15 protein-coding genes are annotated in these 14683 nt (G+C 61.3%); 9 read left to right on the plus strand and 6 right to left on the minus strand.

The genetic code is table 11. The features are described 5' to 3' along the window. The first annotated feature begins 82 nt into the window (after window positions 1-82). Window positions 83-694, plus strand: coding sequence for a LysE family translocator (locus MnOB_RS24655; protein ID WP_077527124.1), 612 nt, complete (start codon window positions 83-85; stop codon window positions 692-694). A 46-nt stretch (window positions 695-740) separates the two neighbouring features. Here MnOB_RS24655 and MnOB_RS29400 read toward each other — a convergent pair whose 3' ends face one another. The 3 genes from MnOB_RS29400 to MnOB_RS24665 form a co-directional block, all read right to left on the minus strand. Beyond that, on the minus strand, window positions 741-875 hold the full coding sequence (locus tag MnOB_RS29400) for a hypothetical protein (RefSeq protein WP_256873260.1): 135 nt from the start codon (window positions 873-875) through the stop codon (window positions 741-743). Between the two features lie 215 nt (window positions 876-1090). Continuing rightward, complete coding sequence (locus tag MnOB_RS24660; protein ID WP_077527125.1) at window positions 1091-2584, minus strand: Ppx/GppA phosphatase family protein; 1494 nt, start codon at window positions 2582-2584, stop codon at window positions 1091-1093. An 83-nt stretch (window positions 2585-2667) separates the two neighbouring features. Beyond that, the gene (locus MnOB_RS24665) at window positions 2668-3435 is read right to left on the minus strand and encodes a CYTH domain-containing protein (RefSeq protein ID WP_077527127.1); all 768 of its coding nucleotides are present in this window, start codon (window positions 3433-3435) and stop codon (window positions 2668-2670) included. 454 nt (window positions 3436-3889) lie between these two features. Here MnOB_RS24665 and MnOB_RS28940 point away from each other — a divergent pair, with 454 nt between their 5' ends. The 3 genes from MnOB_RS28940 to MnOB_RS24675 are packed head-to-tail and all read left to right on the plus strand — an operon-like array spanning window position 3890 to window position 8346. Beyond that, a complete protein-coding gene (locus MnOB_RS28940) occupies window positions 3890-4027 on the plus strand; it encodes a hypothetical protein (RefSeq protein WP_158713853.1) in 138 nt (45 codons plus the stop codon). Window positions 4028-4039: 12 nt separating this feature from the next. After that, on the plus strand, window positions 4040-4249 hold the full coding sequence (locus MnOB_RS28945) for a hypothetical protein (RefSeq protein ID WP_158713854.1): 210 nt from the start codon (window positions 4040-4042) through the stop codon (window positions 4247-4249). Between the two features lie 44 nt (window positions 4250-4293). Beyond that, window positions 4294-8346 (plus strand): glycosyl hydrolase family 28-related protein, encoded by a 4053-nt coding sequence (locus MnOB_RS24675; RefSeq protein ID WP_077527130.1) that lies wholly within the window; start codon window positions 4294-4296, stop codon window positions 8344-8346. A gap of 76 nt (window positions 8347-8422) precedes the next feature. Here the strand turns inward: MnOB_RS24675 and MnOB_RS24680 are convergent, their stop codons facing one another. Continuing rightward, entirely contained in the window at window positions 8423-8821 is a 399-nt protein-coding gene (locus MnOB_RS24680) for a LysR substrate-binding domain-containing protein (RefSeq protein WP_371580299.1), read from the minus strand. A 168-nt stretch (window positions 8822-8989) separates the two neighbouring features. Between MnOB_RS24680 and MnOB_RS24685 the strand changes: the two genes are divergently transcribed. Both MnOB_RS24685 and MnOB_RS24690 read left to right on the plus strand, forming a co-directional pair. Next, window positions 8990-9970 (plus strand): IS5 family transposase, encoded by a 981-nt coding sequence (locus MnOB_RS24685; protein ID WP_077527132.1) that lies wholly within the window; start codon window positions 8990-8992, stop codon window positions 9968-9970. Between the two features lie 662 nt (window positions 9971-10632). Then, window positions 10633-11244, plus strand: a complete 612-nt coding sequence (locus MnOB_RS24690; protein WP_077527134.1) for a recombinase family protein — start codon at window positions 10633-10635, stop codon at window positions 11242-11244. Window positions 11245-11359: 115 nt separating this feature from the next. Here MnOB_RS24690 and MnOB_RS24695 read toward each other — a convergent pair whose 3' ends face one another. Beyond that, window positions 11360-11938: an SCO family protein gene (locus tag MnOB_RS24695; RefSeq protein ID WP_077527136.1), complete on the minus strand. Its 579-nt coding sequence runs from the start codon at window positions 11936-11938 to the stop codon at window positions 11360-11362. 10 nt (window positions 11939-11948) lie between these two features. Next, window positions 11949-12458: a copper chaperone PCu(A)C gene (locus MnOB_RS24700; RefSeq protein ID WP_234358324.1), complete on the minus strand. Its 510-nt coding sequence runs from the start codon at window positions 12456-12458 to the stop codon at window positions 11949-11951. 230 nt (window positions 12459-12688) lie between these two features. Here MnOB_RS24700 and MnOB_RS24705 point away from each other — a divergent pair, with 230 nt between their 5' ends. From MnOB_RS24705 to MnOB_RS24715, 3 genes are all read left to right on the plus strand, one after another. After that, the gene (locus MnOB_RS24705) at window positions 12689-13300 is read left to right on the plus strand and encodes a TlpA family protein disulfide reductase (RefSeq protein WP_077527138.1); all 612 of its coding nucleotides are present in this window, start codon (window positions 12689-12691) and stop codon (window positions 13298-13300) included. A 6-nt stretch (window positions 13301-13306) separates the two neighbouring features. Next, on the plus strand, window positions 13307-14050 hold the full coding sequence (locus tag MnOB_RS24710) for a cytochrome c biogenesis CcdA family protein (RefSeq protein WP_077527140.1): 744 nt from the start codon (window positions 13307-13309) through the stop codon (window positions 14048-14050). A gap of 284 nt (window positions 14051-14334) precedes the next feature. After that, on the plus strand, window positions 14335-14676 hold the full coding sequence (locus MnOB_RS24715; RefSeq protein WP_077527142.1) for a hypothetical protein: 342 nt from the start codon (window positions 14335-14337) through the stop codon (window positions 14674-14676). Window positions 14677-14683: the final 7 nt, after the last annotated feature.

The following is a 14683-nucleotide window of genomic DNA, read 5'->3' on the forward strand; positions in this document are numbered from 1 at the left end:
CTACCAAAGGATGTCCAGAAAATACCTCATGCACCCACTCGCCGTCCCTAGACTGGCCACAGGTTTTCATGAGGACTGACAGATGGCTCCGGATACCTGGCTGATCTACTTCATCGCCACCATCGGCCTGGCGCTCACGCCCGGCCCCAACAGCCTGCTAGCCCTCACCCACGGGGCGCTGCATGGCTCGAAGCGCGCGCTGTTCACCATCACCGGCAGCGTCTCCGGCTTCAGTCTGCTGATCGCGCTGGCGATGTTCGGGCTGGGCGCCCTCCTGGAGGCTTCGTCCGCTGCGCTGACGGTGCTCAAGTGGGTGGGTGGCGCCTATCTGGTGTGGCTGGGCCTGCAGCTCTGGCGAGCCCCCGCCCTGCACTTGAATCCGCCGACCGGCGCAGGCACACCGCCGCCGTCGAACCTGTTCCGCCAGGGGTTCCTGTCGGCTCTGGCCAATCCCAAGGTGCTGCTCTTCTACGGTGCTTTCCTGCCCCAGTTCATCGACCTGCAGCGTTCACTGGTCAGCCAGTTCATCGTGATGGCAGCGACCTTCGCGGCAGTGGAGTTCCTGGTGGAGTACCTCCTGGCGCGCCTGGCGTTCAGGATCCGGCCGTGGCTGGAGCGCGGCGGCAAGGGCTTCAACCGTGGTTGCGGCACGCTGTTCGCACTGGTCGGCGCAGCCCTGCCGCTGACGCGCTGATGGCGCAACGACGAAAAAGCCCCGCACCGGGCGGGGCTCGTTCGCGTTAGTAACCTCCACTACCGCCCATGGGCTCGCTTTGCTGCGAACCTCCGCCACCATCACCACCGCCGTTGCAGGACGAGCCACTGATCGCAATGAACAGCGCCACCATGACCAAGGGGAGCAAGCGTCTGAGCATCTGAGTTCTCCCGTAAGGTGAGCCCCCATCATTCAGTCAAGCGTGGTGCACAGGAGGCCGCAAGCGCAGGTGGCCAGCGGTCGAAACGGTCGTGAGGCCACCCGTTGACACTAAAACCCCCGAAAGCCTCAGCAGTTTCGGGGGTTTTTCGACTACCGAGATCCACGCCCGAGACTCGAGGAGCTCGCCAGCCATCCGCGCCGAGTCGGGACAGGTCAATTGCCAAAGCGCTCGACGAGCAGGCCATGCCGCAAGCCGCGATCGCTGACCCGCAGTGCGTTCTGGCCGAGCTTGTCCATCACGGTCCTGACGATGCAGGCACCAGCCAAGATGACATCTGCGCGTTTCGGTTGAAGGCCGACGATCGTACGACGCTCCGCCGCACTGCGGGAGCGGTACAGTTCGATCTGGCGATCGATCTCGGCGCGATCGAGGACAGTGCCCTGCACGACATCAGGGTCGTAGGTCGTCAGCGCGTGCTTCACTGCCGCGAGGTTGGTGATCGCGCCACCCATCGCCACGAGCAGGTCGGGCGCCGGCCGCCCCTCGATTCGCGCCAGATCCGCGGCGATGGCGGCAAGTGCGTCACCGAGCACCTCGGGGGAGACGACGTTGTCGAGCCCGAAGCGTTCGGTGTAACGAACTGCTCCCACGTCGACGCTGAAGCGCTCGTCGACGCGCGCCCCACGGCCGAAAGTGAACTGCGAACTGCCACCGCCGGTGTCGAACACGACCAGCGAGCCCTCGGGGAGCTCCAGCCCAGCCTTTACGGCAAGATAGGCCAGGCGACCTTCCTCCTCACCGGAGATGACTTCGATCGCTACCCCGGTGCGCGCGCGGATCGTCGCGATCACGGCGGCCCCGTTGCGCGCCATGCGCAAACCGGCCGTGCCCACTGCCGCGATCGCCAGGGCGCCGTTCTGCTTCGCCTCCTCAACCATCTTCTCAATCGCTTTCACGGTTCGCTCGATTGCGTCGTGCCCGATCTCGCCACGTTCCTCGAGCCCCTCACCGAGGCGCGTCATTTCAGCCCGATCGACCACCGTGCACATGCTGCCGTCGGCAGCACGCTCGGCGATGTGGAACTTGATCGAGTTCGTGCCTGCGTCGATCACCGCATAGCGCTCTGGCGCCGCATCCAGCAAGGCCCGCAAGCCGCGGGGATAGCTCATGTTGCAGTAATCGGCTAGACCGACCGATGCGACCGCCGCGATGACCGCGGCGGCATCCTCCGACTCGATTGCAATCGACCGCGTGGCCCTGCCCTCCGCCGTGATCTCGGTGACTTCCGCAGTACAGCCGCCGACCTTATAGCGCACCCGGTGCTTGTGGACGGTCAGCGGGCGCAGCGCGCCGCTTGGCACGACCAGCTCGGCGAGGAACTGGTCGAGCGTATAGGCATCCCGCTTGAGCGGGGGCGCTGGCAGATTGAGTGCGGCGATCACGTTTCGCATGTCGGCCGCCGCCAGCGGGAAGCCCTGCTTCATCACCGGCTCCCAGCGTTCCAGACCATCCGGGGCGACCTCGCGCAGCACCTTGATGTCCATCAAGGCGTCCCGGATCTTGACGTTGTCGGCGCTGCCGGCGAGCAGATAAAGCTCGTCGCTGTCCTGGACAGCCGTCGGTTGCAGTCCGGCGAACCGGGTTTCCGCAATGCCGAACCGGCGACCGAAAGTTCGCCACTCCCAGCGTGGAATGATCGTGGTCATTGTAGAGTCCTGCTCTCAAGTCCTGGTCCTGTCGCTACGCGGCGGATGCGCGGCTCGTCACGAGGTGCGCGCTACCATTTCGCTTAGCCCTGCGCCTTGGCAAAGTAGTTCAGGGCAGTGCGCGTCTTGGTCTCCTGCGCCCCCATCGGATCGAGGCCGAGTTCGCGCAAGTGCTGCTCGAAGGCCATCCTGGCCTGGAGTGCCTCTCCCGGCGGCGTCTTGATCGAAACCTCGACAAGATCCTCGCCATTCGGGAGCCGCCATTCCTCGAGTGTCAATTCGTAGGCAAAGCCCTTTTCCTTGAGCTTCCAACGCAACACGCGAATCGGACCGAGAACGCGCAGAGCACCGAAGTCAACTGTGCCTTTATAGAGTTCGCCGAGGAGCCGTTCCTGCTCCTTAGAGAAGAGCTTCTCGATCGGCCGCTTGCCCTTCGCGACAGCATCTATTTCGTCACGTTTCTGCCGAACCGTAAGCGATGCCGAGCAGACCACCCGGTCGCCGACACAATCGGCCTCCAGTTTGAAGCCCGGCTGTTGCTTCCAGTACTCAGCGATGCTCGTGGCCTCCACCTCCCGGAACTTGACGGTGGAATCATCGTCGTCCCCCTTGACGAGGCGGGTGCGCAACGCAACCCCGGCGTCGAACAGATCGAGCTGGGGGGTATCGTAAAAGTAAAGCTCTCGGACTTCCGCAGTGTCTTCGTTGAGTGCCATCGCCCGCTCCGCGAGCAGTTCCTGATCGGGACGGATCGTGACCTTGATCTCGACCGCATCCATGTCGGCCATCGCATGCGCGAACCGTTGGTGGTTGGTGGGCATCACGTCTTTTCCTCCTTGCATCGCGGCCATTGCTGCCTCCGGGGAAGCGGACTGGATGCAGCGGAGGCGACGGCTACCTATGCAGGCTGCAAGCTGGGATCCGTATACGGAGGCCCCCGGAGGGGTCAAGGCAGTATAGTCCTCGCGCCAGGATGACACTTAGGGCGGGGCCCGGGTGCCGCAGGTCATTCCGCTCGACGAGCCACCCGATCTGGGGCGGGTGCGCCAACTGGAGCGCCTGGGCGTGATCCTCGACTACAGCCTGCGCAAGCGCCGCCGCGATAGGGCGCACTACCGCGCCCCGAGCGAAGCCTGGCGGGGCTATCCCCATACGCCTGCGGACAGGGGAAGTGCACCAGTTCCAGGTCGAGGTCCAGTTCATTGGCGATGATCTGGACGGCTTCGGAGCAAGTCTGATCGGCGATAAAGAGTTTCATGTGCGTCACCTTTCCTGTGCTGCACCGCCTATGGCGCCATCCGTTTGATGATCGCCCGACTGGCAGGTGATCACTCCTACGGCTGGTTGGACTTCCTGCAGATCTTCGTGATCGGTGCAGCAGCCGGCGCCGCCATGGCTGTCGTCGCTCCGTGGGCCTGGAAGGCGCTCGGCGGCACCATCTGAGGATGGCTGCCCATGGCTGACGAGAAACGGCGCTACCAGACCTGGAACGGGATGGATCGGCCAGCGAACTTCAGGGGCGTACCCATCCTGCCCTTTGTTGGATTGTTGGTTGGCGGCCTGATCACGACAGGTTTGACGTTGGCGATCACTGGTCCTTGGGGAGGGCTATGCGGTCAAAACTTTTGCGCTCCGTTGGGCCATAAAACAGTAGTTGTCGATTGAATATTGGCACTACCGAGGTTTTCGGCCGATACGGAGATAAACTCATGATTTTTAATGTACAAAATTTTGGCGCCAAAGGAGATGGCATCACTGACGACACGGCGGCAATACGAAATGCAATTGATGCGGCGGCCGCTGCAGGCGGGGGGCAGGTGTACATGCCGACCGGAACTTATATCGTTTCGGGAGGTGAGGAACCCTCCGACGGCTGCCTGATGCTCAAGAGCAATGTCTACCTGTATGGCGACGGCATGGGCGCAACCACCGTCAAGGTGGCTGACGGCTCCGACACCAAGATCACCGGAGTCATCCGCTCCGCCTATGGCGAGCAAACCCACGACTTCGGCGTCAGCAACCTCACCATCGACGGCAACCGTGACAACACCACGGGCAAGATCGACGGTTGGTTCAACGGCTACATTCCCGGCGAAGCGGGCTACGACTCCAACGTCACCCTCGACAGCGTCGAGATCAAGGATTGCTCCGGATACGGTTTCGACCCCCACGAGCAGACCGTGAACATGATCATCAAGAACAGCGTGTCCCACGGCAACGGCCTGGACGGCTTCGTTGCCGACTTTCTCAGTGACAGCACTTTCGAAAACAACGTCGCCTACGACAACGACCGGCACGGTTTCAACATCGTTACCAGCACCCACGACTTCACGCTCACCAACAACGTTGCCTACAACAACGGCGGCACTGGCATGGTGGTGCAGCGCGGCAGCGAGGACATCCCCTCCCCCAGCAACATCACCATCACCGGTGGCGAGGTGTACGGCAACGGCGCCGAAGGGGTGCTGATCAAACTGTCTAGCGAGGTGACCGTCAGCGACGTAGACATTCACGACAACGCCAGCGCAGGGGTGCGCATCTACGGCAGCAACCACGTCGAGATCATCGACAACACGCTAAACAACAATTCCCTGGGCAGCCCCGTCCCGGAGATCATCATCCAATCCTACGACGATACCCTGGGCGTGTCCGGCAAGTACTTCAACGGCAGTGATAACACCATCCAGGGCAACATCATCAGCGGCAGCAACCTGTCGACCTACGGCGTTGCAGAGCGCAATGAAGACGGCACCGATCGCAATGCCATCATCGGCAACACCATCAGTCACACCAGCAACGGCGCCACGCTGATCTATGGCGACGGCAGCTACGTCAGCGCCACGGTGCTGATGACCATCGTGCAAGGTACGGCCGGCAACGACACCCTGCTGGGCAGCGCCGCCAGCGAGATTTTCTACGGCGTTGCCGGCAACGACACCCTCAATGGCGGGGCCGGTGGCGACATTCTGGTGGGTGGTGCAGGCATCGACAAACTCACCGGCAGCACCGGCGCCGATACGTTCCGTTTCACCGTTCAGTCCGACAGTTACCGCAACGCAACCACAAGCTTCGATGACACCATCACCGACTTCGACGTCACGCAGGACAAGATCGATCTCGCCGGCCTCGGTTTCACAGGACTGGGCAATGGCCGTGGCGGCACCCTGCAGGTCAGCTACAGCGCCAGCAGCGACCGCACCTACATCAAGGACTACGATGCCGATGCCAGTGGCAATCGCTTCGAGCTGATTCTCTCGGGCAACCTCACCGGCACCCTGACCGCCAGCCACTTCATCTTCAATCGTGTGATCACCGGCACCAGCGCCAGTGACTCGCTGCTGGGTAGCGATTCGGTCGACACCCTGCTCGGCCTGGCGGGTAACGACAGCCTCAGTGGCGGCGCGGGCGACGACAAGCTCGACGGCGGCGCCGGACGCGACTCGCTGTACGGCGGCGCCGGTGCCGACACCTTCCGCTACAGCAACTTGCTCGACAGTTACCGCGACTACGACACCGGTGGTATCACGGCCAGCGACACGATTTATGACTTCACCGTGGGTGTCGACAAGATCGATGTTTCGGGCCTGGGCTTTCTTGGCCTCGGCGATGGCCACAATGGCACGTTGTACATCACCCTCAACGCGGCCCGCGACAAGACCTACATCAAGTCCGCCGAAGCGGATGCCGATGACAATCGTTTTGAAATCGCCCTCAACGGCAACTACCTCAATACTCTGACCGCCAGCGACTTTGTGTTCGGCGAGCGCGTCCAGCAGGACATCCTCTACCTGCCCACCCTCGGCCAATCCAATGCGCGCCTGCTGCGCATGACCGAGGACGACGGTCAGTCCGGCACCTCTATGCTGGTCAACGACCTGGACCGCTACACCCCCTATGACGTGCGCAGCCAGTTCACCGATGCCAATGGCAACGGCATCGACATTGCAGTGGGCGGCAGCACGGTCACCGGCCTGTCGACGCTCAGCGCCGGGGAACTCGAGTTGTGCTGGTGGCTGACCGACACCAACCAACCCGGGGCCGCGTTGTTGCGCGCCGTAACGCTACTGCGGGACCAGCTCAGCGAACTGCAATCGATCAATAACGTCACCATGGGCATCATTTGGGGGCAGGGCGAGGAAGCCGCCCAGGAGATCGCCCGCGCCACGGACAAAGCAGCGGCAGCAGCGGCGTACAAGGTCGCGACCCTGAAGGTGTTTGATTACCTGCATGCCCAGTTCGGCAACTTCAGCGTGTACATGATGGAAACCGGTCACTACGATCAGGATGCGGCGCGTGCCCGTGGTTATTCGCAAGAGAAGATTGCCTCCATCGTCGAGGGGGTTGGCTATGTCCGCGCGGCCCAGGAAGCCATCGCCGCCGAGCGCGCCGACGTCAAGCTGGCGGTGGATTACACCGACCTCCCCTTGCGCCACGATGTCGATCCGCTGGCGTATCCCGACGACGTCTGGCATCTGCACGAAGAATCAGCGGAGATCGTCGGCCAGCGTTTGGCCGACTACATTGCCGATGACCTCGGCTTCCAGGGCAACCCCAACGACAACAACAGCGTGCAGGACATTTTCGACAACGCCCGGAACATGATTTCCGGCACCCACCAGGCCGATACCCTGGTGGGCAGTTCGGGCAACGACACACTGGATGGATCCCTTGGCGCCGACACCATGACCGGTGGCAATGGCAACGACATCTATGTGGTCGACAACGCGTTCGACCGCGTGGTGGAAACCAGTACATCGACCTCGCAGATCGATACGGTGCAGGCCTCCGTCAGCTGGACACTGGGCGCCAATCTCGAGAACCTGGTGCTCACCGGCGTCTCGGACATCAACGGCACCGGCAATGAGCGGCACAACTTCATCACCGGCAATGCCGCCAATAACCTGCTCGACGGTGCCGCCGGGGCCGACAGCATGAGCGGCGGTGATGGCAACGACACCTACTATGTCGACAACGCCGATGACACCGTGATCGAGACCAACAGCAGTGCGGCGCCTGGAGGAATCGACAGTGTGCACAGCAGCCTGGCGGCCTATACCCTCGGCAACAACGTCGAGCATCTGTATATCGATAGCGCTGGCGCCGCCAATGGCACGGGCAACGCGCTGAGCAACACGCTGTTCGCCGGAGCCGGCAACAACGTGCTCGACGGGCGCGATGGCATTGACACGGTGTCCTTCGAGCGTGCCCTGTCCGGCGTTACCGTAAACCTGTCGACGTCAGCGCAACAAAACACCACGGGTTCCGGGCTCGACACCTTGAAATTCTGCGAAAACCTGACGGGAAGCGCCTACGCCGACAGTCTGTCGGGCAACAGCGCCGCAAACGTTCTGAACGGTGGTGCAGGCAACGATACGTTGGTTGGTGGTTCGGGCAATGACCGGCTGATCGGCGGTGCCGGCAGCGACAACCTCTCCGGTGGCACTGGCACGGATGTCTTCGCGTTCAGTGCGCTGTCGGACATGGGCGTCGGGGCTTTGCGCGATGTGATCAACGGTTTCAAGAGCACCGAGGGCGATCATCTGGATTTCACCGGCCTGGACGCCAACCCGCTGACCGCAACTGTCGACGCCTTCACCTTCATCGGCAGCAACGCCTTCGACCCTGCCAACGCCACCGGTCAACTGCGCTTTGCCAATGGCATTCTCCAGGGCAGTGTCAACGCCGACGCCACCCCCGAGTTCGAAATCCAACTGGTGGGCGTCCAGGATCTGCACGCCAGCGATTTCACAGCCTTGGGTTAAGCCCACACCCTGCGGGAGCGAGCTCGCCCTGATGCCGGTCAGTCAAGGGGGATACTGAACCTGCTGGCGTAAGCGATCAGATGCGCAGGTGCGCGCTCATGTAGTCAATGAAAACGCGCAACTTGGGCGAGGCAAAACGGCTGGATGGCCACAGCATCCAGAAGGCGACCTGACGGTCAATGTAATCGTCCAGCACTGTGACCAGTTGGCCGCTTTCCAGCGCTTCGCGCACCAGGAAGGTTGGTAGAAAGGCGATGCCCCTGCCCCGGACTGCGGCATAGGCAAGAGGCTCGATCGTGTTCGATATCATCGTGTCGGGCAGCACCAGCTCAGCCTCGGAGGTCTCGAGCCGCAGCGGCCAGCGCTCCAGCTTTCCCGTCGCGGGGAATTTGTGCTGCAGGCATGGTTCGCTGGCGACTGGGAGGACAATCCCAGGGAGTCTTCTACAGACAGATTGGAGGCCCCTCATGAACATAAATCTGTGTACATGTGACTTCTTACACCCGCCGAAAACCCACTAGTAATCAGGTATCGATTGTTCATGAACAGTAAGCATCGCCCACAAGTTAAACGACTAGGGAAACGCTGAAGAAGACTTCCCGTTTCTGGTGAAATACGCCGATCCTGTTGCCCGAGTTTTTCGATGAAGCAGTTGACCTTCGCCGACGCCGAGTACGCCGGCAAGCGTAAGCAGACCCGCAAGGAGTTGTTCCTGATCGAGATGGATCAGGTGGTGCCGTGGAAGGGATTAGTGGCCCTGATCGAACCGCACTACCCGAAGGGCGAAGGGGGCCGTCCGGCCTACCCGTTGATGGCCATGCTGCGCGTGCATCTGATGCAGAACTGGTTCGGCTACAGCGATCCGGCGATGGCGGAAACGCTCTACGAGACTACCATCCTGCGCCAGTTTGCCGGGCTGAGCCTGGAGCGTATTCCAGACGAAACCACGATCCTCAACTTCCGTCGCCTGCTGGAAAAACATGAACTGGCAGCCGGCATCTTGGGCGTGATCAATGGCTACCTGGGGGATCGCGGGCTGTCGCTGCGTCAGGGCACCATCGTCGACGCCACGCTGATCCATGCGCCCAGCTCGACCAAGAACCAGGACGGCAAGCGTGACCCGGAAATGCACCAAACCAAGAAAGGCAATCAGTACTACTTCGGCATGAAGGCGCATATCGGAGTGGATGACGAGTCTGGTCTGGTGCACAGCGTGGTGGGTACGGCGGCCAACGTTGCAGACGTTACCCAGGTCGACAAACTGCTGCACGGCGCGGAGAACGCCGTCTGTGCTGATGCCGGCTATACCGGGGTCGAGAAGCGTGAAGAGCACGCTGGGCGCCAGGTCATCTGGCAGATCGCGGCCCGGCGCAGCACCTACAAGAAACATGGCAAGCGCAGTGCCTTGTACAAAGCGATCTGCAAAATTGAGAAGGCCAAGGCCCAGATCCGCGCCAAGGTCGAACACCCGTTCCGCGTGATCAAACGGCAGTTTGGCTACACCAAGGTACGTTTCCGTGGGCTGATGAAGAACACCGCACAACTGGTGACGCTGTTCGCGCTGTCGAACCTGTGGATGGCGCGCCGGCATGTGCTGGCCACCACAAGCGAGGTGCGTCTGTAATGCGGAAGCTGGCCGTCGCGAGATGCCCGCGGCGGCGAAAAAGATAGGGAAGCGCTGATGATCTGAGTGTTTTGATCGATTGGCCGCTTTCAAAAATCGGCGGGCGCTGAAGTCAGCCAGGAATACTTGGCTATTTCAGACCATCCCTAGCGGCACTTGGGGAGTTGATGGAAAAGTATGGACGACTGTCTTCACGGCGAAGAACCTAGGTTTGGAAGAAAGTCGCATACATCGAATGGCGGCAGCAGTTGCCATGCGTCCGCGTCTCGACGTTGAGATTCAAGCCAAGACCTGAATCTCGAGCTTAATCCTAGAATCACAATCTGGAATAACGGGCGACTGGATCCTCGCGTGAGGATTGGTCGCCCTTTTCACATGTTCCGATCGTCGGCCCAAACATCAACAATCCTATCGCAAGAAGTGACGATGGAAAGCTAGCAGCTCTCGCTCGCACATTCGGGTACCTCTCACCATCGAGCTGAAGTAAGTCTGCGGCGCGTATCAGTCACCGTTACGGAGATGGTGACTGATACGTCGGCGTACGGGCGTACCTAAACAGAAACAGGATGAAAGGAACCTTTCTGCGCGGATTCGTTGAAAAGTAACACCCAAAGTGCAACATTAATTAAAAAGCACCTCAAGTGATACGGGAGCAAGGAATCATGTTCGTTCGCGCCTACCTTCGCGCCTCCACTATCGAGCAGGATGCCAGCCGCGCCCGCGAATCCTTGGAGAAGTTCGCCGCCAGCCATGGTCAGGTCATTGCATCCGAGTACATGGAAAACGCCAGCGGCGCCAAGGCCGACCGCCCCGAGCTGCTGCGATTGCTGAAGGACGCGCGCAAGGGTGACGTGTTACTGGTGGAGTCCATCGACCGCCTCTCCCGTCTGCCAGCCGAGGATTGGCAGAAGATGAAAGCTGCCATAGACTCCAAGGGTCTGCGCATTGTCGCGCTCGATCTGCCTACCAGCCACCAGGGTATCGCCAACACCAAGAGTGACGAGTTCACCAGGCGCATGCTCGACGCCATCAATTCGATGCTGGTGGAGATGATGGCCGCCATCGCCCGCAAGGACTACGAGCAGCGCCGCGAGCGCCAGGCGCAGGGCATTAAGAAGGCCAAGGATGAAGGAAAATACAAGGGGCGCCCCGTTGACGCCGATCTGCACAAGCGGGTCGCTGAGCTTTTGAGGGCGGGTCTAGGCATTAGATCTACGGCGCGGCATGCCGACTGCTCTACAACTACCGTCCTGCGTGTCAAACGAGAAATGTAGGGCGATTCAAACTCCAGCGCTGCATGCCTCACAACCTTCAAAGTCGGCGTTCTGACCCGGCATCCACACGGCGGAATCCACCGAAAGTGACCTATCGGTGATCGGCAATACTCCCCTAGCGGTCTGCCGAAAGGTGGCGCAGATCCGCCGTCACCGCGTCCACCGGATCGCCTTCACGAAATAGAAAGCGTGCCTCGCCCTTGCGATTGAAGGCGAACACGGCCGTGGAGTGCATCACGTCATAATTGCCCGCTGCGTCCTTGGCACCGTATTCGTAGAGGCTGTAGTAGCGGCGAGTCAGCGCATCGAGCGCGGCCTTATCCCCGGTCAGCCCGATAAACTGCGGCCCAAAAGCGTCGGTGTAGCTGCGCAGCGCCTGCGGATCATCGCGCGCTGGATCGACCGACACGAACAAGACCTGCAAGTCCTCCCGGGCCTCACCGTCGAGCTGCTTGGAAACCGCCGCGAGATAGGCAAGTGTCGATGGGCAAACATCAGGGCAGTGCGTGAACCCGAAGAACAACAGGGTGGGCTTGCCAAGGTAGTCCTTGGCGCTCACTTGGCGCCCGTTCTCGTCGGTAAGCTTGAATTCAAGCGCGGGCATCGAGCCTGAGATGTCCTTGGAATGCCAGCTCGGTTCACCACAGCCGGTGAGTAATAGCGCAGTCAGCAAAAGCAGAAGCCACTGGCGCATACTCCACCTCCTACTGTGACGTCGGTGAGACCACCAGGAATGTCACCGGTAAATGCGCCCCATCCGCGAAGAGCAGGGTTACGTTCACCTTTTCGCCGATGGCGAGCGGAGCGAGGTGCTTCATGAACATAAGGTGATAGCCGCCCGGCGCGAAGTTGAGCGTTTCGCCAGGCGCCACCTCCAGCCGCAGCACGTGCTCCATGCCGGCCATGCCATCCTTCTCGGTGCTCCGATGCATCATCACGCGCTCGAAAGCTGCGCTCTCAGCACCCACCAAGACGACGGACTGCTTGCTGGCATTACTCAGACTGAAGTATCCCCCCGCCGGCAGGTCGCCAGGCAGAAGCCGCAGTCGCGCGTCCTTCACCTCAAGGTCGGCTGCCCCAACCGCAGTAGAAAAGATAAGCAGGAGGAGTCCGTCTATCCGGCATGGACCCACTCGCCAGAATTTCTTCTCCATGCGCTTCATAAACACCCCGCTCAGCATTGGAACTGGCTGGGAGACCATCTTGAACTCCATGCATTCAGTATCGCACCGTTCCAATTGGCCGCTCACGTTGCCGTACGTGCGCCCCCTCAGCTTTTGAAGGGCTTGGTTGGGTAGCTAGTTGGCAGCATCCTGACAACACTGTGAGCTCAATGGTGTCGGCCGATACAGCGGTTGCCCTTGGAGGCTGTGGACTACGATTACTACAAGGCCCCGAGAGGCCCCACCTGGCTTGGAGGCTGGGGTTGACGGAGGTGCCCTCCATGGAACCACATGGCGTCAGCCCATCGCGGCGGACAACGCCCATTGGCGGTGCGAAAGGCACTTTGCTCTGGGCCTGGGGATTGGCGCTCGCGGGACTTCTCACCCTTGCGCTGCCGGCCATCAGCCAGGCCGCCGAGACTGATACCAGCGCCGGCTTGACGATCTGGCCCGAGCCAAGGCCGGTGGCAGAGGTCCAGTTCGTCGATGGCGAAGGCAAACCGCATACCTTGGCCGACTTCAAGGGCAAGATCGTGCTGCTCAACCTCTGGGCTACCTGGTGCGCCCCCTGCCGTCAGGAAATGCCGACCCTCGATCGCCTGCAGGGGCAGCTTGGCGGCCCCGATTTTCAGGTCCTGGCGCTGTCCATCGACCTGGACGGGGTGCGGGTCGTACGCGACTTCTATCGCGAGGTCGGCATCCGGCACCTGGGCATCTATATCGATGAGAATGCAGCGGCGATTTCAGCACTTGGTGCGTTTGGCCTGCCGGCCACCCTGCTGCTGGACCGCGAGGGCCGGGAATTGGGGCGCAAGCTCGGCGAGGCGACCTGGGATAGCCCGGAGGTCGTCGCGTACCTGCGGGAAGTGATTGCGTCGAGCAGGAGGAAATAGGCGGTCATGAGCCTGGGTGGCATCGGTATCCTCAGCGCGTTCGCGGCGGGCATGATCTCCTTCCTGTCTCCCTGTGTGCTGCCGCTGGTACCTGGTTACCTGTCCTATGTCGCCGGTCGCTCAGTCGACGAGCTGCAGGAGCTGGAGGGTCGGCGCGAGCGGCTGGCAGTGCTGGGCATGAGCCTGAGTTTCGTCCTCGGCTTCGCCACAGTCTTCATCGCGCTGGGAGCCAGCGCCACGGCCATCAGCCAGTTGCTGTTGGCTTACCGGCAGGAAGCCAACCTGGTCGGCGGACTGGTCGTGATCGTCTTCGGACTGTTCATCACCGGCCTGATTCACCCGCGCTGGCTACAGATGGATGTGCGCTTCGTCCATCAGCTGAAGTCCACTGGCGGGCCACTGGCGGCCTATGTGCTCGGCGTCGCCTTTGCCTTCGGCTGGACACCCTGCATCGGCCCGATCCTGGGCAGCATCCTGACCCTGAGCGCCTCCCGGGGCTCCACCGGTGCCAACGGCATCACCCTGCTGTCCATCTACTCGCTGGGCCTGGGCCTGCCGTTCCTGCTGACCGCGCTGTTCACCAACCATTTCCTGGCCCACCTGAAACGACTTCGGCAGTGGAGCCGGACCATTCATCTGGCCGCCGGAATTGTATTGATCCTCATGGGCCTGGCGATGGTCACTGGTCAGCTCACAGCCTTCGCCTACTGGCTGCTGGAGCTGTTCCCGGCGCTCGGCGGAATTGGCTGATCCCGGGGCGACGGTCAGCGTCCGCCCCACGCTTATGGCTGGAACCCGGGGCCATCACTCTCCAGTACCCCGCTCTATAGATCGTCTGCGTAACCTCATCACTGAACTCAGCAAGCACTTGACCTTGCCCCGGCGGCAAGGTCCACCTTGGTAGCTGATTCTGTGCTCGTGCAAAATTGACCGTTTATAAAGGCCAGTTCAGTTATGACATCCATGTACAAACAGTACGTCTCCTTACAGAGCGGTAATTGTGCGGCCAGTTGCCAGCGACTAGACTGCCTCGCATGAAACGCTACCTGCGGCTGTGTCTGCTCCTCCTGATCAGCTTCACGCTTCCCCTTAGCGGGATGGCGGGGGTGCAGTCGCCTTCGGAGCCTTGCCCGATGAAGACGGCAGGCATGGCGAAGATGGTCGACATGGACCAGGACTGCTGCGACGACATGGGCGCACTGTCCGACCATGGCAAGCCCTGCAAATCGGGCCTGGAATGCAAATCCGTCAGCGTCCTGCAGGTGACGTACGTGAAACCTGCAAGCAATCTTGCTTCCCCCATCGTGGCAACTGTCGCCAGCGACTTCCTGCCTGAATCCACCCCCTCGGCGGTTTGGCGCCCCCCCTGCGCCTGATTCCTGT

Source organism: Metapseudomonas resinovorans, assembly GCF_002003485.1.
GTDB lineage: Bacteria > Pseudomonadota > Gammaproteobacteria > Pseudomonadales > Pseudomonadaceae > Metapseudomonas > Metapseudomonas resinovorans_D.